This is a genomic window from Microbacterium sp., from assembly GCF_003248605.1.
Taxonomy (GTDB): domain Bacteria; phylum Actinomycetota; class Actinomycetes; order Actinomycetales; family Microbacteriaceae; genus Microbacterium.
The window spans coordinates 1-19,809 of the sequence record NZ_QFPF01000001.1 but is presented as its reverse complement, the minus strand read 5'-3'; the positions used below and the strand labels follow the sequence as shown (position 1 = coordinate 19,809).

General features: G+C 64.1%; 18 protein-coding genes. 6 read left to right on the top strand and 12 right to left on the bottom strand.

Annotation, left to right across the window (positions count from 1 at the left end):
* The first annotated feature begins 507 nt into the window (after nt 1-507).
* Nucleotides 508-1,077: a DUF1214 domain-containing protein gene (locus tag DI573_RS00090; protein ID WP_292809355.1), complete on the top strand. Its 570-nt coding sequence runs from the start codon at nt 508-510 to the stop codon at nt 1,075-1,077.
* A gap of 413 nt (nt 1,078-1,490) precedes the next feature.
* On the opposite strand, the gene DI573_RS00085 is transcribed toward DI573_RS00090, so the two are convergent.
* From DI573_RS00085 to DI573_RS00050, 8 genes are all read right to left on the bottom strand, one after another.
* A complete protein-coding gene (locus DI573_RS00085) occupies nt 1,491-2,588 on the bottom strand; it encodes a glycoside hydrolase family 172 protein (protein ID WP_292809352.1) in 1,098 nt (365 codons plus the stop codon).
* 28 nt (nt 2,589-2,616) lie between these two features.
* Nucleotides 2,617-3,480 (bottom strand): carbohydrate ABC transporter permease, encoded by an 864-nt coding sequence (locus tag DI573_RS00080; RefSeq protein ID WP_292809349.1) that lies wholly within the window; start codon nt 3,478-3,480, stop codon nt 2,617-2,619.
* On the bottom strand, nt 3,480-4,406 hold the full coding sequence (locus tag DI573_RS00075) for a sugar ABC transporter permease (protein WP_292809346.1): 927 nt from the start codon (nt 4,404-4,406) through the stop codon (nt 3,480-3,482). Before DI573_RS00075 ends, DI573_RS00080 begins: the two co-directional genes overlap by 1 nt.
* A 54-nt stretch (nt 4,407-4,460) precedes the next feature.
* Nucleotides 4,461-5,786 carry an extracellular solute-binding protein gene (locus DI573_RS00070; protein WP_292809344.1) on the bottom strand — a complete coding sequence of 442 codons (1,326 nt, stop codon included), beginning with the start codon at nt 5,784-5,786 and terminating at the stop codon, nt 4,461-4,463.
* Between the two features lie 94 nt (nt 5,787-5,880).
* A complete protein-coding gene (locus tag DI573_RS00065) occupies nt 5,881-6,963 on the bottom strand; it encodes a LacI family DNA-binding transcriptional regulator (protein ID WP_292809342.1) in 1,083 nt (360 codons plus the stop codon).
* Nucleotides 6,964-7,096: 133 nt separating this feature from the next.
* Nucleotides 7,097-7,396 carry a putative quinol monooxygenase gene (locus tag DI573_RS00060; RefSeq protein WP_292809340.1) on the bottom strand — a complete coding sequence of 100 codons (300 nt, stop codon included), beginning with the start codon at nt 7,394-7,396 and terminating at the stop codon, nt 7,097-7,099.
* A 19-nt stretch (nt 7,397-7,415) separates the two neighbouring features.
* Entirely contained in the window at nt 7,416-8,357 is a 942-nt protein-coding gene (locus tag DI573_RS00055; protein ID WP_292809338.1) for a carbohydrate kinase, read from the bottom strand.
* Nucleotides 8,358-8,404: 47 nt separating this feature from the next.
* Nucleotides 8,405-9,406 carry a LacI family DNA-binding transcriptional regulator gene (locus DI573_RS00050; protein ID WP_292809336.1) on the bottom strand — a complete coding sequence of 334 codons (1,002 nt, stop codon included), beginning with the start codon at nt 9,404-9,406 and terminating at the stop codon, nt 8,405-8,407.
* Between the two features lie 130 nt (nt 9,407-9,536).
* On the opposite strand from DI573_RS00050, the gene DI573_RS00045 reads away from it, so the two are divergent.
* The 5 genes from DI573_RS00045 to DI573_RS00025 all read left to right on the top strand — a co-directional run bounded on the left by DI573_RS00045 (nt 9,537) and on the right by DI573_RS00025 (nt 15,363).
* Nucleotides 9,537-10,778, top strand: coding sequence for a sugar ABC transporter substrate-binding protein (locus DI573_RS00045; protein ID WP_292809334.1), 1,242 nt, complete (start codon nt 9,537-9,539; stop codon nt 10,776-10,778).
* A 62-nt stretch (nt 10,779-10,840) separates the two neighbouring features.
* Nucleotides 10,841-11,779: a sugar ABC transporter permease gene (locus DI573_RS00040; RefSeq protein WP_292809332.1), complete on the top strand. Its 939-nt coding sequence runs from the start codon at nt 10,841-10,843 to the stop codon at nt 11,777-11,779.
* Entirely contained in the window at nt 11,776-12,630 is an 855-nt protein-coding gene (locus tag DI573_RS00035) for a carbohydrate ABC transporter permease (protein WP_292809330.1), read from the top strand. The genes DI573_RS00040 and DI573_RS00035 overlap by 4 nt, the downstream gene beginning before the upstream one ends.
* Nucleotides 12,631-12,668: 38 nt before the next feature.
* Complete coding sequence (locus tag DI573_RS00030) at nt 12,669-14,051, top strand: family 43 glycosylhydrolase (protein WP_292809328.1); 1,383 nt, start codon at nt 12,669-12,671, stop codon at nt 14,049-14,051.
* Between the two features lie 79 nt (nt 14,052-14,130).
* On the top strand, nt 14,131-15,363 hold the full coding sequence (locus DI573_RS00025; protein WP_292809326.1) for a glycoside hydrolase family 32 protein: 1,233 nt from the start codon (nt 14,131-14,133) through the stop codon (nt 15,361-15,363).
* 77 nt (nt 15,364-15,440) lie between these two features.
* Here DI573_RS00025 and DI573_RS00020 read toward each other — a convergent pair whose 3' ends face one another.
* The 4 genes from DI573_RS00020 to DI573_RS00005 all read right to left on the bottom strand — a co-directional run bounded on the left by DI573_RS00020 (nt 15,441) and on the right by DI573_RS00005 (nt 19,716).
* Nucleotides 15,441-16,451, bottom strand: a complete 1,011-nt coding sequence (locus DI573_RS00020) for a LacI family DNA-binding transcriptional regulator (RefSeq protein WP_292809324.1) — start codon at nt 16,449-16,451, stop codon at nt 15,441-15,443.
* An 84-nt stretch (nt 16,452-16,535) separates the two neighbouring features.
* Complete coding sequence (locus DI573_RS00015) at nt 16,536-18,002, bottom strand: hypothetical protein (protein WP_292809322.1); 1,467 nt, start codon at nt 18,000-18,002, stop codon at nt 16,536-16,538.
* Between the two features lie 14 nt (nt 18,003-18,016).
* Nucleotides 18,017-18,850: a carbohydrate ABC transporter permease gene (locus DI573_RS00010; RefSeq protein ID WP_292809320.1), complete on the bottom strand. Its 834-nt coding sequence runs from the start codon at nt 18,848-18,850 to the stop codon at nt 18,017-18,019.
* Nucleotides 18,847-19,716 carry a sugar ABC transporter permease gene (locus DI573_RS00005; RefSeq protein ID WP_292809310.1) on the bottom strand — a complete coding sequence of 290 codons (870 nt, stop codon included), beginning with the start codon at nt 19,714-19,716 and terminating at the stop codon, nt 18,847-18,849. The genes DI573_RS00010 and DI573_RS00005 overlap by 4 nt, the downstream gene beginning before the upstream one ends.
* Between the last annotated feature and the right edge of the window lie 93 nt (nt 19,717-19,809).

Genomic DNA, 19,809 nt, shown 5'->3' with positions numbered 1-19,809 from the left:
CGCCGATTTGCGCGAGAACCTGACATCTTCCCCTGGCGAGGATCATGCTTCCGACGGCGCCCGTGCTCATGACTGAGCTCGGCGGTGATAGGTCTGAGATGACCGCTGAGGGGAGCTGCAGGGTGGTGTCGAACGACGCTGAAGTGTACGAGAAGCCGTGGTCGGCACCGCATCTCGCGCCCCTGTTCACGCAGCTCACCGCTGATGAGACGGCGCCGGTGTGGGCGCGTCGCGCCGTCAAGTTCATCCACCGTCACACACGCGAACGGGGTCAGCCGCCGACGTTCCGAGAGGTGTTCGTCGAGCTCGCCGCCCACGACCACGATGCCGCGGAGCATCAGGAGGCGTGGTCGTCGGCGTCGGTGCGGTATCTGACGATGGTGCACTGGCGGCGCCGCGGTTGGATCCGCTTCCGCCGCGCGCCGCGCACCCTCCGATCCGGTCCCGCCGCAGCGCGCGGCACTCGGCACGGGGTTCGCTGTCGGCGGACCGACGATCGATCGGCTCATGAGCGGCGGTACCGAGACCGTCAACGGGTGGTCGCAGACGGTGCATGTCTTCGACTACAACCTGGACTTCTTCGGCCCGGGCACGATCGACGACCCGGCGTGGAAGATCGAAGACCCGCGCGTGCGCGTCGGCGACCGTGCCGTCGCCGCGAAAGCCGGGCTCTGGGGCAACCATGGTTACGAGGCGGCGTACAAGATGACGTTCGTGGACGGAGATGGCGCGCAGCTGACCGGTGACCACGACTATGAGCTGACACTCTCGCCGCCGCCTCCGGTCGACGCGTTCTGGTCGATCACGATGTACGACCTGCCCAACTTCTTCATGGTGGCTAACGAGATCGACCGCTACTCGATCGGCGACCGCACACCGGGCATCGTGTCGGACGCCGACGGGGGAATCACGATCCGGCTCAGCCGCACCCAGCCGGGCGATGCGGAGTCGGCCGCCAACTGGCTGCCGACTCCGCCCGGCCCGTTCCGGCCAATCCTCCGCATGTACATGCCTGCCGCGGCGGCGCTGGACGGCAGCTACGCACCGCCGCCGATCACCCGGCTCGCGAGGGATTGAGCGCTCGACACGCCGTCAACTGGGTTGAGGTGCGGTTGCCCGCAGAAGTGTCGGGATCCGCCATTTCTTGTGGCGTCGAGGTGGTGCTTGTTCGATGTAGTGACGCATGCTCGCCAGCTCGTTACAACCAATCGCCGTCCCCCTTTTGACCAGTGGTGTCGACGGCGGTTGAAGAACCAGCCAACAACGACGGTGCGATCGCCGTGCGGCATCCATCGCCGTGATCGTGATCCCGGCATAAGGGTGTGCGACCCCGATAGCGAGCTTGACTGTCGCCACGGAGAGTGGACTAGGCGACCGACCTACCGACCCCGTGGGCTTCTAGAGTTCGGCGCCGACCTTTTGGAAGGCGCTTTCGTGGCCTCGTGTGGGTCACCGGCCGCCTGCACCGTCAGCCAGTGACCCACCGATCGTCATCGGGGCGTGCGGTGCTGTGCCATCGGGAGGGGGGGGAAGGCGGCGTTGATCGTGGTCTGGTACCAGTAGGCGGTTGTGGAGATGTCGTCGGATCGTTCGAAGAGACCGTGCTCCCAGGTTCCGATCTGCTGGACGGTCACGCGCAGTCGCTCCTGGAAGTAGATCGGGTCGGGCAGGTGCCATCGGTAGAGGCCGTGCATGGGCATCATGGCGGTGGAGAATTCGGACGCCTTGGTGGTGTCGGTGGCGCTCGTGAACGGGTATCCGAAGTAGGGGGCGCTGAAGGTGAGAATGTTGGGTTCGGGGTCTGCGCGGAGGGCGTCCTGGAAGGCCCATGCGCCGCCGGCGTAGTCCTCGAGGCCGGTGCTGCAGAGGCTGGGAAGGTCGGTGTCGTCGTCGATGTAGAACTTCACTTCGCCTTCTCCCCACCAGTATCGGTGAAGCGAGGCGAGAGCGACGTAGGTGCCGACGTATGTGCCGGAGCCTTCGATCCCATCGACGATGAGGTGGTCTTCGCCGGGCGCGGTGGTGCCGTTGCTGCGACGCCACTGGGCGTGGAAGTAGCCGGGCCACTGGTTGAAGTCGTCGCCGGTGGTGTAGTCGATCTGGAAGAACACGTGGCTGAGGTCGCCGCCGTGCTCACTCGCGAGTTCCAGGCGCGCCCCGGTGCGGAACGGCATGGGGAAGTAGGAGTTCATGCCGCCCGTGGGTGCGACGACGATCGGCTCAGAGGTGACCAAAGTCCGCTCCCCGAACCCGTTGCAGAAGAAGTCGCCGAGGGGGACTTCGACGGAGGGGTGGGGGGAGCCGTCCCAGTAAGCGCGGAGGACCAGGTCCCGTAGGACGAAGGGGCCGGCGGGTGTCTTGTCGGTGACGGTGATCCAGATGTGACGGATGACACCGGGCCCGTCAATGTCGGCGAGGGTGAGGGTGTCGCCGGCGGGAAGTTCGTACCAGGCGCTCCCCTTGCGGCCGGGGCCGAGGTGTGAGCTGGCGGAGCCGGCGGATCCGGGTGCTCCGGTGGGGTTTTCAGCGTTGATGGCGCGGCTGCGAAGGTTTCCGGTATTGCGGAGGGCGTTCCACTGCGTGGGCATTGCACTTCTTTCGATTCTTGAGGAGGGGTCACTTGACGGCGCCGGCGGTGACGCCGCGACTGATGGTGCGTTGGAAGATGAGGAAGAACACCAGCGTCGGGATCAGCGAGAGCAGAGAGCCGGCGTTGATGACCGTGATGTCGATGGAGTGCTGCCCTCGCAGGGTCGAGAGGGCGATCGGGACGGTCTGCGATGAGGGGTCGCCGAGCAGGATGAGCGGGATGTAGAACTCGTTCCACGACCAGATGAAGATGAAGACGACCAGGACGGACAGGGTGGGGCGGACGATGGGGTACACCACCTGCCACAGGATGCGCCATCGTCCGGCTCCGTCGATCGCGGCGGCTTCGAGCACTTCTCGCGGAAAGGTGGACATCACGCTGGAGAGGATGTATGTGCCGTAGGCGGCCCAGAGGATGGTGAACACGATGATGATCGACCAGATCGAGTTCAGCAGGCCCGTGGCCTGGGCTCCGTAGAAGAGCGGGTAGATCAACGCTTCATGGGGAACCATGGTGGCGATCAGCAGAAGCGCGGTGATTGCGGTATTGGCCCGGATCCTGCCGATTCCAATGGCGTACGAGGCGAGCAGTGCGAGGGCGGTCCCGGCGAACGCGATGATGGTGGAGCTGAGGACGGAGTTCCACAACGCGCGGGGGAAGTCGACGCGGTTGAGGTAGCTCACGAACGCGTCGAGTGTGAAGGTTGTGGGCCAGGCGAGGGGTCCGTTGGTGGAGTAGTCCGCACCGGTCTTGAAGGCGTTGAGCACGAGCAGCAGGAACGGTGCGGCCATCACGACGGCGACGAGAATGGCCAGCCCAAGCATGAGCCAGTTCAGCGGGGTGCGACGGGTCTTATTGAGTGGCAGCGTGTGGGTGAGCGTTGCGGTCATCAGCGGTGCTCCTTCCGGGTTTCGCGGTGCTGCCAGGCGAGCATCACGGCGGCGACGATGAAGATGACAATTGACATCACGGTCGCGATGGTTGAGCCGTAGCCGACACGGGACAGCTCGAAGAAGTTGCGGTACGCGTAGTACGACGGCACCACGGTCGAGTTCTCGGGTCCGCCGCCAGTGAGGATCAGGATCGGGGCGAACACCTTCAGCGCAGCGATTGTTGCGGTGAGGACGACGACGAAGATTTCGGGTCGGATCTGGGGAATGGTGATCGCCTGGAATCGGCGCCACCATCCCGCGCCATCGAGCTCCGCCGCCTCGTACAGCTCCGGATCGACCCTTTGCAGTGCGGACATGAAGATCACGACCGGGTAGCCGATCTGGAGCCACACCAGCATGAGCATGACCGAGTAGATGGCGATGTTCGGATCACCCAGCCAGTCAGGTGGGGACTGGATCCCGATGCTCTTGAGCATCAGGGTGAGCGAGCCCTGCTGGGTGTTCAGGATGGTGGACCAGATGAACCCCGCCACCGCGATCGGCAGGATCTGCGGCAGGTAGTACGTCGCCCGGAGGGTGGCGATCGCTTTGTCGCCGTAGCGGCGGCCGAGATAGTCGAACAGGAGCGCGGCGAGAAGGATGCCGATGATGGTGGGGATGACGGTGATCGCGACGATCATCGCGATGCTGTTCTGGAAGGACCGCCAGAAGGTCTCGTCGGTGAACAGGGTGGTGTAGTTCTCCAGACCTGCCCACCGCATCGGCGCTTGCCCGCCTTTCCAGTGGAACAGGCTGGTGTAGACGTTCATCGCGAACGGTGCGGCGACCACGACAGCGAATCCTGCGGCGAGGGGGATCAGGTACAGCCAGTAGGCGCCGCGGCGTTCGAGGCTGCGGCGGCGATTTCTCAGGGGAGTTGCCATGATGTTTTTTCTCCGGTGGAGTGGGGGCCCGCCGAGCGGAGGGCCCCCACAGGTTCAGCCGGCTAGGGCGACTTCGCGGCCTTCGTCGTAGAACTCTTGAAGGTCGGCGGTCCACTCTTCGGCGGTCATGTTGCCGTTGGACATGGCCTGCATGCCGGACTGGATGAAGTCCAGGAATCCAGGGACGGGATAGTCGGGGTAGAAGCTCAGCGTGTCCGCCTCGAGGAGCTCGTTGAACCGTTCCGTGTACTCCCGGGTGAGATCGTCTTCGATGGTCGACGCGTCGCCGGCGAGCGGCAGGCCGCCGAGCTGGCCGATCTTGTTCTGCACCTCTTCGCTCAACGTGATGTCGATCCAGTCGTACGCGAGTTCCTTGTTGGTCGCGTTGGCGGGCACGCCCCACAGGTGGCCGCTGGAGCCCATCTGCATGTTGGCGCCGGGAAGGGTGAAGTAGCCCCATTCGAAGGGTGCCTGCTCGCGGATGCGAGCGAACTCGCCCTGGTTCCAGATGAGCATCGCCTTTTCGCCGCTGAGGAAGTTCACGGTGGCCTGCTCGAAGTTCAGGCCGCCCAGCTCGGTGCCGACGTAGCCCTTGTCGATCCACTCCTGGAACCTCTCGGCGCCGTCTCCCCAGGGGCTGGCGGAGAAGTCCACCGGCTCGCGCAGGAACATGAAGTCGTCGATCGATTCGCGGTCGGCGCCGGCGGATACCAGGGAGTACCACACCCACATCTGGTTGAAGCCCTGGCTGGTCGCCGCGGATGAGGAGATCGGGGTGATACCGGCGGCGAGGAGCTTGTCCATCGCCGCTTCGAACTCGGCCAGGTCGGTGGGTTCCTCGGTGATGCCCGCCTGCGCGAACAGCTCCTTGTTGTAGTAGAACATCACGTACTCGCCGATGTTCGGAATGCCGTACCAGTCGCCGGAGCCTGCCAGGCCCTGCTCGTCGTACTTCGCGAAGGCCTGCATGCCGCCGGTGATCTTCTCGTCCCACCCGTACTCGTCGACGGCGTCGGTGAGCGGGGCGAGCAGGCCCTGCGCGGCGAGCTGACCGCCGTCGGCGTTGCCCTTGTTGAACTCGATCACGTCTGGCACGTCGTTGCCGGTGAGGGTGATCTTGGCGTTCTGTCGCATCGCGTCGAAGCTCGTCGTCTGGAAGTCGACTTCGACGTCCGGGTGCTTCTCCTTGAAGATCTCCAGCGCCAGCTGCCAACCCTGGCCCTGCGCGGTTTCGGGGTTCTCGTACTGCAGGATCGTGAAAGTGTTGTCTCCTTCTGCGTCGCCGCCGGAGCCGGCGCAGCCGGCCAGGGAGATCGCTACGGTGGCCACGGCAGCGGTGCCGATGGCCGTGCGCATAAGGCTGCGCTTGGTCGCTCTCATTTCTTCTCCTCGGTGGATAGGTGGCGCAGGGGCGCGCCAGGTGCCGGTCTCTCGTGCTGTGAGACCGGACGGCTAGGTGTGGTCTTGTGGTGGGTCAGCCACCGGGTGGTGGCGCGACCGATGCGCGAACCACCAACGGGCAGCGGGTTCTCTGTATCTGCGGCGGGCCGGTCACCTCGCCGTGGATGCGGTCGATGATTCGTTTCGCGGCCCACGCGCCCATGTCGTGGTGCGGCAGACGCACCGTTGTAAGCCCCGGCCGAAGAGCGTCTGCGATGAAGCGTTGATCATCGAATCCGACAACGGACAGATCTTCGGGGACGCGCAGCCCGAGGTCGCTCGCGGCCTGGTAGATGGCGAACGCGATCTGATCGGAGAAGCAGAACACCGCGGTGGGCCGGTCCGGGGTGTCCAGCAAAGCGCGCATCGGCCCGTAGGCCTCAGCGGTGGCGGTGTCGTCCAGGAACGTATGCAAGCGAGGGTCGGGCTCAACGCCATGGTCGCGGAGCGCGGCCGTGTAGCCGGCGTGGCGCAGTGCGGATGCCACGTACACATCGCCGCCGATGTTGCAGAACGCGATCCGACGGTGCCCAGCCTGTGCGAGGTGACGTGTCGCTTCGTACGCTCCGCCCTGCTCGTCAGGAACCACACCGTCCGCGATGGCGTCGCCGTGGGGGAATCCGTCCAGAACCAGGACGGGGATGGTCGGGGGAACAACGGGGAGCTGAACAGCGCGGTGATACTCCGCTGCGATGATGAGCGCGTCGATATCACGTTGCAGGAGGGACCGAGAGGACTGCTCCAGGAGCTCCGTACGGTTCGTGGTGTCGATGATCATCGCGAGGTAGCCGGACTCCCACGCCACACTCTGCAGGCCCTCGAGCATGCGACCCGCGAACGGGACGCTGGCGACCCGGTCGGTGAGCACCCCGATGGTGTGAGTGCGCTTCGTCTTGAGTCCCCTCGCGAGCTGATTGGGGATGTACCCCATGTCGTCGGCCGCGTGACGAATGCGCTCCGCGGTCTTCGCGTTGACACGACCTTGATGCCGGTCATTGAGGACCAGGGAAACCGCAGAGGGGGAAACCCCCACGGCGGCTGCGAGATCCTTCAGGGTGATCACACTGGCTCCTTCACCATCAATCGTTTGACTCGACGCTGATACGACTGTCGTCAAACGTTTGATGCGAAGGTAAGAACGTCAAACGCGTTGACGCAAAGCCCGTTACCGAACCGTTACCCTTGACCGCGGCGGGGACGCACCAGCACCCGCGGGGAGGGGTCGCGGGGCGCACCCGTTTCGGGTCAGGTCAAGGCAGACGACACAGGAATGTCAGTTCACTGGTGGGTTCGACGATCAGCGGTGTGAGCTCGCTGTTGAATGCTCGGCCGGCCGGGTGGCTGAGGTGGGCTTGGAATGCCGCCTCGTCGCGATACTCCTCGTAGACGAAGAAGTGGTCAGGGGCGCCTCGAAGATGGCTGGCTTCGAATAGCACGTTGCCAGGCTCCTGGCGAACGACCTCGGAGTAGTCAGCGAGGAGTCGCGTCACGCGATCCTCCTCGCCCGCACGAGCGGTGAAGGTCGCGTGCAAGATGACCGGTTCGTTCATTACAGTTCCTCCTCGGCGATCACTTCTGAGATTGGACAAGCGCAGCGTGAACCTCAGTCGAGGTCGGCAGATCAGCTCCTGACCGTTGCACGGTTATTGACGCGGCGACAGCTGCGAAATGCACGGCCTGCGCGAGTTCAGACTCGGTGGGGTTGTTCAGGAGGCTTGGCTGGATGATCAGGCGGTGGATGAACGCCGCCATGAATGTGTCTCCTGCGCCCACCGTATCAACGACCCTCACCGTCGGCGCCGGCACGTGAACTCGATTCTCCTTGGTTGCCGCGATCGATCCGTCGCCGCCGAGGGTGAGAGCAGCGATCGTCGCTCCGCGCTCAAGCAGATGATCGAGCACCTCGTCCGTCGAAGCGCCGGGCCACAGCCATCTGGCATCCTCGTCGCTGAGCTTGAGAACGTCTGCGCGGGTGGCAAGGTGTTCGACCCGGGCCAGTGCGGACGCATGCGACCCCACCAGCGCGGGACGGATGTTGGGATCGAACGTGACCAGCGCCTGCCCTTGGATCGTTTCCAGGAACGCCGTGATGGCGTCGGTGCCGGGACCAAGGAAAGCGGCGATCGAACCGACATGGGCCACTCGTGCAGCGTGCAGCTGAATCGGCTCCCGCAGCACCCATTCGATGTCGAACTCGTACGAAGCACCGCCTGCCGGGTCAATGCGCGCGGCAGCAGTCGAGGTGCGCGAGAGCGACCAGGATGCCGGATCGATGGTGACGCCGGATGACTCGAGCTGGGCGGCGATCCTGCGGCCGCGGTCGTCGCTCCCCAGCGCCGTCAGCAGGCGTGGCGAACTTCCGAGGCGCCCAAGCCCAAGTGCAACGTTCGCCGGTGAACCTCCGACGACTTCGATGGAGTGCTCGCCCTTGTGGACGATGTCGATGAGGCTTTCACCAATAACGAGCACGTGCTCGGAGCGATGTGCAGGTGGGTGAGAATTTGTGCTCATGTCGGCGGTCCAATGTGTGGTGTGGATGTGCATTCGCTGCCAGGTGGCTACCGGATGACCAGGTGCGTGGGCAGCTCAGTGACTGTTGCAGGTTCGTTCAGTCCGTCGAGCCGATCGAATAGTCGGTGGGCGGCGGTCTCGCCAATCACGGCGGGGTCTTGCGCAACCACGGTCATCGGGTGCGCCAGCAGGTCGAACAGCTCGTGGTCATCGAAAGCCACATGCTCGAGCCCGCTGCTGGGGAAGTTTGCCGCGCGGAGTGTGGCGATGGTGTTGAGGCTGTTGCCTGTGAACAGCGCTGTTGCCGGATCTGCGAGAGCCAGTACGGATGAGATGGCCGCTTCGGAGCGAGACGATCCCGGCTCACCAAGGTGCACAAGGTGCTCGTCGTACGGGATGCGCGCCTGCGCGAGCGCATCCCTGTATCCCGCAAGTCTTTGACCGCCAGTGTGCACGCTCTCCTCATTGCCGATGAAGGCGATGCGGCGATGGCCCCGGCCGATGAGGTGCTCGACGCCCATCCGGGCGCCTTCGCGGTTCGCGCTGAGAACCGTGTCCGCAACCAACCCCTGCGGGGGGCGGTCGGCGAAGACGATCGGCAGGCCGCCGACGAGCTCGGACTGAAGGTAGCCATGGTCGGCGGGGGAAGGAACGATGATCAGGCCGTCGACGCGCCGCGCCACGAACGATTCGCTCAGGTCGCGCTCGCGTCGGGCATCCCCAGAGGATGACGCAGTGAAGAGGAGCGATCCCCGCTGCCGTGCCACATTTTCCACGGCGTGCGCGATCCTTCCCTGGATCGGTTCCGAGATGTCCTCCAGGATCAACGCGATCGTGGACGACGACCCGTTCCGCAGGCTCGCGGCGCTGTCGTTGCGCTGAAACCGGAGCTGCGCGATCGCGCGCTCCACCACCTCTCGTGTGTCGTCACTGACGTGCTTTTCGCCGTTGACGACCCGTGAGACGGTCTTGAGGCTCACGCCGGCGAGGGCAGCGACGTCTTTCATCGTCGGCCGCGCCGCCCGTCCGGCGATTGCGTGTTCGCTCATCCCGTACCCTCACCTTCTTTGACAACGTTATCGGATTTTGTTTGCGAAAGTCTCCATGACTATGCAATCATCGCTCCGACAACGTTGTCGGTCGTGCGGAAGCGGCCATCGACACAGGAGAGGCACATCAATGAAGAGTGGAAGAATCGTCGCGTTCGGCGCGACTACGGCGGTTGGCGCGCTGCTACTCGCCGGTTGCGCGGGCGGCAGCGGGGAGGCAGCCAGTGATGGCAACGTCGAGCTCCGCTGGATCATGTCGGCCGACTCGCAGAAGGAAGTCGACGTCTGGAACCACCTCGCGGACATGGTTCACGAGGAATACCCGAACATCACGGTGAAGTTCGAGAGCACGCCGTTCAAGGACTACTACAACAAGCTCACCGCCCAGGCTGCCAGCAATGACCTGGCCTGCATCGCAGGTCTGCAGGCGCAGCGCGTTCCGGACGTGGGCTCGCTGTTCACAGACTTGACGCCGTCGTTCGAGTCCACCGATTTCGACATCGACGACTACGCGCCCTCGATCGTGGAGGGTCTTCAGGACGACGGCAAGCAGCTCGCGGTCCCTTATGACCTGGGCCCCTACGTCTTGTATTACAACAAGGACATGTTCGAGGCCGCAGGGGTTGCGCTGCCGACACCGGGTTGGTCAGAGGAGGAGTTCCTTGCCGCGGCGAAGGCGCTCACTAAGGACGACAAGTACGGCTTCGTTGCGGACGGCACGCCGGACATGTGGCTGCCGTACGTGCTCAGCATCGGCGGCACCTACATCGAGGACGGCAAACCCGACCTGACCAACGACAAGGTCGTGCAGGGATTCACCTGGGTGACCGACCTGGCCACCCAGGAAAAGGTTGCACCCGCACCGCCCGCGAGCGGTGCATCGAACTGGCCCGCGGACCAATGGCGCAGCGGCAACGCCGCGATGTACGTGGACGGCCCCTGGCAGCTGATCAACGCCAAGGAGAATGTGCCGTTCACCATCGGGCTTGCCACCACGCCCGCGTTCGACGGAACGTCGATCACCACGATGTCGGGTACCGGCTTCGGTGTGACCACGAGCTGCGAGAACCCGGAAGAGGCCTGGAAGGCGATCTCGGTCATCATCGGACCCGAGGCGCAAAAGTACATCGCGGACGCCGGTCGCGGCTTCCCGGCATACCTGGACGCTCAGGCGAACTGGTACGAGGTGGCCGGTGTCGACGGCGCAAAGGAGGCGATCGACACGGCGCTGGCGACGGTCGACCCGTACAAGACCACCCCGAAGTGGAACGAGACGTCGGCGCTGCTCCAGCAGTACGGCGTCCAGGCGTTCAACGGCAGCGAGTCACCCGAGGACGTGCTGCAGCAGGTTCAGGCGCAGGTCGCCCCCTAATCACCTCAATCGTGTGCCGGGAGCCCTGGACCAGGGCTCCCGGCACACAGAGGAGCACCCCCATGACTACAACCGTTTCTCCGCCACGGGCCGTCCCGAAGGTCGCCCCGCCCGCGCGTCGACGCCGGCGCAACTCAGATGTTCGCGCAGCGCTTGGCTTCCTGTCTCCCAACCTGCTCGGCTTTCTCGCCTTCACGATCATCCCCATCGGGGCGTCGCTCGTCCTGAGCTTTTACGAGTGGCCCATGATCGGCGACGCCATATTCGTCGGTCTGGACAACTTCATCCGACTGTTCACGAGGGACCCCGTGTTCTGGCAGGTCGTGGGCAACACCCTCTACTTTGTCGTCGGATATGTCGTCCTCAACCTGTTCGTCTCGCTCACGCTGGCGGTGTGGCTGACCTCCAAGCTCAGGGCGAAGGGATTCCTGCGATTCGTCTTCTTCCTTCCGGTGGTCAGCCCGATGGTGGCCAACGCGGTCGTGTGGCGGCTGCTGTACGCGCCCGAAGACGGGCTCATCGCCTGGTTCTTCCAGACCTTCACGGGCACCAGCGGACCGAACTGGCTCGGTAGCGCCGAATGGGCGATGCCAGCCGTCATCATCATGTCGGTGTGGGCCGGCTTCGGCTACAACATGATCATCTTCGTCGCCGGCATAGAAGGGATCCCGCAGTCACTGTATGAGGCTGCTGCGATCGACGGTGCCGGATGGTGGCGCCGGCTGTGGAGCATCACCATCCCGATGCTGACACCCAGCATCTTCTTCGCGACGGTCATGACGATCATCTCGTCGCTGCAGGTCTTCGCACAGCCCTTCGTGCTGACCGGCGGCGGGCCCGGCTCCTCCACAACAACCCTCGTGTTCTACCTGTACCAGAAGGGCTTCCAGTCCTACGAGATGGGGTACGCCTCATCGATCGCCTGGTCGTTGTTCGTTCTGATCATGGTCATCACGTTCATTCAGTTCCGCAGTCAGAAGAAATGGGTGCACTACTCATGAGCGTCATGCCCGTCTCCGGACACGTCCTGCGCCGTCGGCTCGGTCAGGGAGTCTCTCAGATCCTGGTCATCATCGCCGCGGTGATCACGCTGATTCCGTTCATCTGGATGGTCTCCACCGCGCTGAAACCGTCCGCGGAGGTGTTCACCAACCCACCGGCGCTCATCGGTTCCTCCGTCGAATGGGGCAACTTCGAGAAGGCCTGGAACTACCTGCCATTCGGGCGCTTCATGCTCAACGGCCTGATCGTCTCAGGCATCGGCACGATCATCGTCGTCTTCACCTCTGCGATGGCTGCCTACGCGTTCTCCCGACTGAAGTGGCGCGGTCGTGACGGCATCTTCCTCATCTACCTGGGGACCCTGATGGTGCCGCAGGAAGTGCTGATCGTGCCGATGTTCATCATCATGCGCAACCTCGGCTGGGTGAATTCCTACCAGGCGCTGATCATCCCGTGGGCGTTCACCGCATTCGGCACGTTCCTGCTTCGACAGTTCTTCCTCACTCTTCCCGAAGAACTCGAGGAAGCGAGCCGCATCGATGGTGCGAGCCGGTGGACGTCGTTCACACGGATCATCCTGCCGCTGGCGACGCCTGCGCTCGGAACGCTCGCGGTGTTCACGTTCATCGGGTACTGGAACAGCTTCCTGTGGCCCCTGCTGATCGTGAGCGACGTCAACATGGCCACGGTCCCGCTCGGACTCAACATGTTCCTCGGCCAAACCGGCAATCAATGGAACCTGCTCATGGCCTCGTCCACTATCTCCGTGATCCCCAGCGCCATCATCGTGATCGCCCTCCAGCGTTACCTCGTCTCTGGCATCGCGCTCAGCGGCATGGGTGGTCGCTGAGACCAGCTCCGACTCCCATCACAATCGAAAGGAAATCCGTGCACCGCATTTACTACCAGCCCGAAGGGGTGTGGTTCGGCGACTGCATGCCGTTCTTCGCGAACGGCGAGTTCTACCTCTATCACCAGCGCGACACGCGCAAGCCGGGGCCGTTCGGTGAGCCCTTCGGATGGGCGCTGGCAACGACAACCGACTTCGTGTCGTACAAGGATCACGGCGAGTCCCTGCACAAGGGCGCTGACGAGGACCAGGACCAGTTCATCTTCGCCGGCAGCGTGTTCGAAGCCGACGGCACCTACTACGCGATGTACACCGGCTACAACCGGGACTATCCCGAGCAGGGTAAGGCATCGCAGGTCCTCATGATCGCCGAGAGCGACGACCTCGTGACCTGGCGGAAGTCGGACCGGAAGCTGGTCCCGCCGCAGCCCGGATACGACCCGAACGACTGGCGCGACCCGTTCGTGCTTTGGGACGAGGACGCCGCCAACTACTTGATGATCCTCGGCGCCCGCAAGGCGGGCGAGAAGGTGCTCACCGGGTCGACGGTCTCGTTCCGCTCGGATGATCTTCAGGACTGGCGGTTCGAGGGGGACTTCTGGGCTCCTGGGCTGTACAGCATGCACGAGATGCCCGACCTGTTCCGGATCGGCGAATGGTGGTACCTGCTGACGACCGAATACAGCGACAAGTCGAAGACCGTCTACCGGATGTCGCAGTCGCTGGAAGGCCCGTGGGTTGCGCCGGTCGACGACGCTTTCGACGGCCGTGCATACTACGCGGCGCGCTCGGCCACCGATGGCGAACGCCGCTACCTGTTCGGATGGGTGCCCACAAGGACCGAGGGTCAGCCGCGCGGTGATTGGGAATGGGGCGGAACCCTCGTGGTGCACGAGGTGTACCAGCGTCCCGACGGATCGCTCGGCGTGGCACCGCCGGCCGGCGTTCGTGCCGCGTTCGGCGACAGCGTCAGCCTCGAGGCGGTTCAGACCAGCAGCGCGGATGGTGTCGCCGAGCAGGAAGTCGCTACCGACTCGACCGACCTGTTCCGCCTCAGCGGAAAGCTGAAGTTCACCGCTGGCACGCGCTCCGCGTCGATCCGGCTGTTCGAAGACGCAGCCACCGGACAGGCATACGAGTTCCAGCTGCTGTTCGGTGAGAACCGGCTCCTGTTCGATCGCCGACCGAACTACCCTTGGTACCGCTACGACAACCGCGGTCTTGACCGTCCCATCACCTGGGAAGCCGACCGCGACTACTGGTTCGAGGTAATCGTGGACGGGGACATCGCCACGCTCTATGTCGATGGCGTCGCGCTCAACGCCCGCACAACCGATGCCCCGGGCGGATCGATCGTGCTGAGCGCGGTCGAAGGATCTGTCCAGTTCGACGAACTAGAGATCGCGCGAGGCTTGCGCTGAACTGTCGAGCGTGTCGGACGGTGTCGAAACGGTCCGTCCGACACGCTCACGCTCGTTCAATCCCCAATCAGGAGGACCGGTGCGGCCCCGATTCCACTTCACCGCTGAGGCTGGCTGGATCAACGACCCACATGGCATCACATACCGCGAGGGCCGCTACCACCTCTTCTTCCAGTATTGTCCCGGGAGAACGACCTGGAACATCGGCTGCCATTGGGGGCACGCGGCCGGTGACGATCTACTGTCGCTTGCCGAGTTGAAAATTGCGTTGCGCCCCGGCGACGGCGACGACGGGGTGTGGACCGGGGCGCTGGTGGATGATGGTGACCGCGCGAGGATCTTCTACACATCGGTTCAGGAGGCTGACCCAGATGTTGGACGCATCCGGGTCGCCGATGCTGTCTCTGCGGACTGGATCGAGTGGAAGAAGGGGGTAATCGTTGCGACCGCGCCCGCCGAGCTGGATCTCACCGCGTTTCGGGACCCGTTCATTCGCCGGGAAGGGCGAGAGTGGCGGATGTTCGTGGGTTCGAGCATTCGTGGCGAAACAGCCGTCGCACTGACCTTCACATCGCCGGACCTGGATCGATGGACGTTCGACGGGATCGCGCTCGAGAGAGCAAGCGACAGGTCGGCGCCGGTCTGGACGGGCACCCTATGGGAGTGTCCCCAGATCTTCGAGACCGAGGATGGCGCAGCAATGGTGATGTCCGTCTGGGATGCGGGGACCCCATTCAATGCCGCCTACGCCATCGGGCGATACGCCAACGGGCGGTTTCAGGCTTCGAAATGGGCGCAGCTCTCCTATGGCGCGTGTCATTACGCCCCGACGCTGTTCTTCGACTCCCAGGGGCAACCATGCCTGTCCTTCTGGATGAGGGACATAGCCGACGAGGGGCAAGGCTGGGCTGGGGCGCTAAGCATCCCCTACCGCCTCTCGTTCGTGGCCGGTGCGCTGCTAGCCGTTCCACATCCGGATGTCACTCGCCATCGCGGTGCGCAAGCCCTCAGCGGCCGCGTCGCCGGCGTCGCCGCCGACATTGAGTGGGACGCGGCTGAAGGGACACTGACCGCAGCGTCGGCCGGCGTCCCGTTTGCGAATCTACGAACGGCCGACCGTCACGTCGTGATCGAGGTTGGCGGCGTGGAAACCTCGATGCCGTTGGACGGGTGCATCCGCATGATTGTCGACGGAACGACTCTTGAGGTCTCGTCCGGCGTGGGCATCTTCGGAGCACGCATCACGCTCTGGGGTGAATCCGTCGAGGTGACTGCGTCCGCGGGCTTACTGAGCGTCTACGTTCTGGGATGAGAGAGCCGGTGATACCTGTTCACCGTCGCATCGGCAGCGGATTTCCTTCGTAAGGCCCGCGGCCGCCTGTCGGCGATCTACGCGCGGAACGCGGGAGCCTGAACTGAACCTCGCCGCCGCAGTTCCGGGGCCAGCCGGACGACGCGGTGCTCAACCGACGGGTCCGCGAGGCGTCGCAGCAACAGTTCAACCGCCTGCCGCCCGATTTCGGTCGTTGGCTGGGCGAGGCAGGTCAGTGGCGCATCGAGCAGGTCCGCCCACTCGATGTCGTCGAAGGCAGTGAACGTGATGTCACCGGGAATGGTGAGGCCGGCCGCCTTGATCGCGCGGAGCGCTCCGAGACTTTCGACGTTGGAGGTCGAGAAGATTGCTGTCGGCCGGTCCACGCGGTCCAGCAGGCCGGCTGTTCCCGCGCGGGCACGCTCCGAGTCCGTCGCGCCCACAGCGATCAGCGATTCGTCAACCGGAATCCCCCTTTGCTCGTGGGCGAGCCGCCATCCGGCCAGTCGTTCCGTCGTCGTGCTGTGGTCGCTTCTGCCCGCGATGATGCCGACGCGCGAATGGCCCGCATCGAGCATGTCCCCAACCAGAGACGCCACAGAGCCGATGTTCTCGACGAGGACCTGGTCGAGGGGGAGCGGGACCGCCCGGTCGATCAGAACGACGGGAACACCACTGCCCTCGATTTGCTCGAAGGTGACGGCATCGACCGCGGTGGTCGGGGCGATGATGAGACCGTCCACCCTCCGGTGCACCAAGGCATCGATTGCGTCTCGCTCCAGGCTGGGGTCATCGTTCGCGTCTGCGACGAGCATGGTGTGGCTTGCGTCTCGCAGCGCTGCCGCAATGCCCCGCATGACCGCGGTGGAGTACGGGTTTGAGATGTCGGAGGCAACGAAACCGACGGATTCGGTGCTCGCTGTCCGCAACGCCCGCGCGTACGGGTTGGGCCGGTAGCCGGTGCGCGCTATCGCCTCCTGGACCTTCTCAATGGTCGTCGGACTGACGTATCGCGTGCTGTTGATGACATGCGACACCGTGGCGGTGGACACTCCGGCCGCGGCAGCAACCTCGGTGAGCGTGGTCATTCGTTTCTCTCCGATCGCGGCTTGCGGCTGGGGTCATTCTAGGTCGCGTCCCGTGGCCCGTACGTGGGCCACGGGACGCGCGGGTCAGAGTGTCATTTCGTACACGGCGACATCGGTTGCCGTGACAGTCGCGCTTTCGGCGATGAGAACCAGACGCCCCGTAGGAGGTTCCGGCAACGTGAACGCCTGCACGAAAGCGTCGTCGATGTAGTACTCCACGAGGGTGTCCTTGATCAGGACACGCCAGCGCTGTGATGAGCTCGCCGGCACGGCCTTGGAGTCAGCCGCACGGAACGCATAGCTGTTGTACGCGCCGATCGAGAAGCGCCCGCTATTGTCAGCGATCGCGAGCGATCCCGACCACGCGCGGACGGTTTCGATCATCAGGCCAGCACTCGACAGGGGAGCATCGTGCGCCGCGACGGCGAGTGTCGCTTCAAACACGATGCCTTTGGCGAGGTCGTAGGAGATGGGAAGCTCGAGCTGCCCTCCTCCTGCCGCGTCGAAGGTGGCCGAGTCTGCGGTCGTGGTCGGAGCCTGCGTGAGCCCTCGACCGGCGGCGTACTCCAGCCCGGTGGGCAGGGCGCGGCCCTTGAGCGCCTCGTTGCCCGGCCACCACCGGTAGGAGAGGATGCCGTCGTCGATCTGAACCTTCTTCAACGGCGCCAGGTAGCTGCCGGCCTTGGGGTAGACGTTGACGATGTCGCGCACCGGAGTGATGGAGTGATGGCACGAGAGCATCTCGTCACCGCACCGGTAGAACCGTGAGAAGTAGGTGTAGTGCTCGGGGGCGCTCACCAGGACCGGGGGCTGACGTGGATCCAGCTCGAACGGTCCTTCCTTCGCGTCGGAGCGAAGCACGTAGACGCCGCCCGCCGCCTGGGCATGGTGGGCGCTCCAGCGAAGGCCCAGCGGGATCTCGGCCTGCGCCGCGAACATGAAGTACTGGTCGCCGATCTTCTCCACCCCGCCGATCTCGAGCTTGTCGCCCCACACGCCGGGATCGATCACCGGCGCACCGGTGGTGAACACGCGGCCGTCAGGGGAGGTGACGGACGCACAGGTGCCGCGGAGCCCGATCGGACCCTCCTTGGCAACGGCGGTGACGTACCCGTAGTAGCCGCCTTCTTCGTCGTCGATGACCCAGATGTTGTCCCAGCGCTGCGCAGAGAACTCGGTGCCTTCGGCATACCAGTTCGGGTCGAGCCGGCTGATGCTCTCCTCGTCCGGAATGCGTCGCCAGTTCAGCAGGTCGTCCGACTCGGCGAAGAAGATCTCCAGGGTGCCGTTGCGGTCCTCGGAGAAGTTGAAGTAGTACTTGTCACCGGCCTTCCACGTGTGCCCAGCACCGAGATAGGTCGCGTCGTCAGCCTTGAAGATGACCTTGCCGCGGTCCTCGAAGTGGACACCGTCGGCCGATGTCGCCATCCCGATGGAGTCCCATGGCCGATCCAGCCGCGTGCTTGCCAGGTAGAAGAGGTAGTGCACGCCGTCTTCGTAGAACAGCCAGGTGTCCCACAGTGAGGACGCGGTCGGCGGGTTGAGCAGCACGGTTTTCCTTTCGGTTATTTGATGGAACCCTGGGCGATGCCCTGGATGAATTGGCGCTGCAGGAGCACGTAGATCAAGATGCTCGGCAGTGCCGCCAGCGCGGTAGAGGCCGCGATGAGCACGATGTCTGAAGTGAACGAGGTCTTTAGGAACGCCAGTCCGAGCGGGACGGTACGAAGGCTCTCGGTGTTGATGAGGACGAGCGGGATCAGGTAGTCGTTCCATACGGTCAGGAAGGTGAGAACGACCGTCGCCGACACAGCGGGGCGCGCGAGCGGGAACATGACACGCAGGAATGCCGTGAGTTCCGATCCGCCGTCAATGAAGACTGCTTCCCGCAGCTCGTGCGGAAGGTCTCGGAAGGCGGCCCGCATGATGAACACGGCCAAGGGGATGCACATCGCGGCTTCGGCGAGGATGAGACCGGGAAGCGTGTCGTAGAGTCCCAGATTCTGCTGAACGAAAGAGAGTGCGATGACGATGCTCACTGCCGGCAGCATCAGCCCGATGAGGAAGACAGTGAACAGGGCTTCCCGTCCTCGGAAGCGCATCATCGCGAATGCGTAGCCGGCGAGGCTTGCGACGACGACCACGATGATGAGCGTGGGCACGGCGACGAGGATGCTGTTGAGGATGTAGCGACCGATGCCGGCCTCGTTCCAGGCCTCCGCGAAGTTCGAGAACAACCACTGCTGAGGCAGGCCGAGCGGGTTCGTGGCCAGCTCGGTATTGGTCTTCAGCGAGATCGACAGAATGACTGCGATTGGAGCGAGCGAGACGAACACCATGATCAGCAGTGCGACCTGGAGGCCGACCCGCCGGGCGGGACGCGCGATGGTGACGGTCATGCGCGGCGCTCCCGGGTGCGCAGGTAGACGACGGTCATCACGAGGATGACGAAGACCATGAACATCGCGATTGCTGAGCCGTAGCCGATGTCGAGGTTCTGATAGGTCTCTCGGTAGATCTTCGTGCCGAGTACTTCGGTCGATCCGGCAGGACCGCCCGCGGTGAGCACGAAGACGATGTCGAACACGCGAACGGTGTTGATGAAGACGATGAGGACGACGATGTTGGTCGTGTTGGCGATCGACGGCAGTGTGACGTAGCGAAATCGCTGCCACGCGGAGGCGCCGTCCACTTTGGCGGCATCGTAGAGCGATGGATCGACAGCATTGAGTCCTGCGAGAAAGAGGGTCATGCAGAACCCGTAGCCGGCCCAGTTGGCGGCGGTGGCGAGGGCCAACAACGCGATGTTGGGATCACCGAGCCAGTTCTGAGTGAGGTCGCCCAGCCCGATTGCCCTCAGCGTCGAGTTCAAGGTGCCGAAAGTGGGGTGGTAGATCCAGCCCCATGCGAGCGCGATGACAACGGTGGGCAAGACGTACGGGAGGAAATAGATCGCCCTATATGCGGTTCGTCCTGTCGGTCTCGCTTGCTGGAGTGCGACCGCAAGCGCGAGTCCGATGATGATGGGGAACACGGCCAGGACGACCCACTTGGCGTTGTTCAGTGCGGCTGACCAGACCGACTCGTCGCCCAGCATGCGGACGTAGTTGTCGAGTCCGACCCACTGGTAGTCCGGCGTCAAGCCGTCCCATTTCCAGAAGCTCATGACCGCGGTCTGCCCCAACGGCAGCAGGAGGAATACTCCGTAGATCGCCGCCGCCGGCAGGATGAACAAGTACGGTGTGAGTCGCCCTGACCGTGTCATCACTTCGCCTCTGCCCAGGCGGCCTGGTCTTTCTCCAGCTGTGCCTGGAGGTTGGAGATCAGCTGCTCGGGGCTGGAGGTGCCGGCGAGAATG

Coding starts and splice junctions, on each gene's coding strand:
- DI573_RS00090 (WP_292809355.1), top strand. CDS start 508: ATGAGCGGCGGTACCGAGACCGTCAACGGGTGGTCGCAGACGGTGCAT.
- DI573_RS00085 (WP_292809352.1), bottom strand. CDS start 2,588: ATGCCCACGCAGTGGAACGCCCTCCGCAATACCGGAAACCTTCGCAGC.
- DI573_RS00080 (WP_292809349.1), bottom strand. CDS start 3,480: ATGACCGCAACGCTCACCCACACGCTGCCACTCAATAAGACCCGTCGC.
- DI573_RS00075 (WP_292809346.1), bottom strand. CDS start 4,406: ATGGCAACTCCCCTGAGAAATCGCCGCCGCAGCCTCGAACGCCGCGGC.
- DI573_RS00070 (WP_292809344.1), bottom strand. CDS start 5,786: ATGAGAGCGACCAAGCGCAGCCTTATGCGCACGGCCATCGGCACCGCT.
- DI573_RS00060 (WP_292809340.1), bottom strand. CDS start 7,396: ATGAACGAACCGGTCATCTTGCACGCGACCTTCACCGCTCGTGCGGGC.
- DI573_RS00055 (WP_292809338.1), bottom strand. CDS start 8,357: ATGAGCACAAATTCTCACCCACCTGCACATCGCTCCGAGCACGTGCTC.
- DI573_RS00050 (WP_292809336.1), bottom strand. CDS start 9,406: ATGAGCGAACACGCAATCGCCGGACGGGCGGCGCGGCCGACGATGAAA.
- DI573_RS00045 (WP_292809334.1), top strand. CDS start 9,537: ATGAAGAGTGGAAGAATCGTCGCGTTCGGCGCGACTACGGCGGTTGGC.
- DI573_RS00040 (WP_292809332.1), top strand. CDS start 10,841: ATGACTACAACCGTTTCTCCGCCACGGGCCGTCCCGAAGGTCGCCCCG.
- DI573_RS00035 (WP_292809330.1), top strand. CDS start 11,776: ATGAGCGTCATGCCCGTCTCCGGACACGTCCTGCGCCGTCGGCTCGGT.
- DI573_RS00020 (WP_292809324.1), bottom strand. CDS start 16,451: ATGACCACGCTCACCGAGGTTGCTGCCGCGGCCGGAGTGTCCACCGCC.
- DI573_RS00010 (WP_292809320.1), bottom strand. CDS start 18,850: ATGACCGTCACCATCGCGCGTCCCGCCCGGCGGGTCGGCCTCCAGGTC.
- DI573_RS00005 (WP_292809310.1), bottom strand. CDS start 19,716: ATGACACGGTCAGGGCGACTCACACCGTACTTGTTCATCCTGCCGGCG.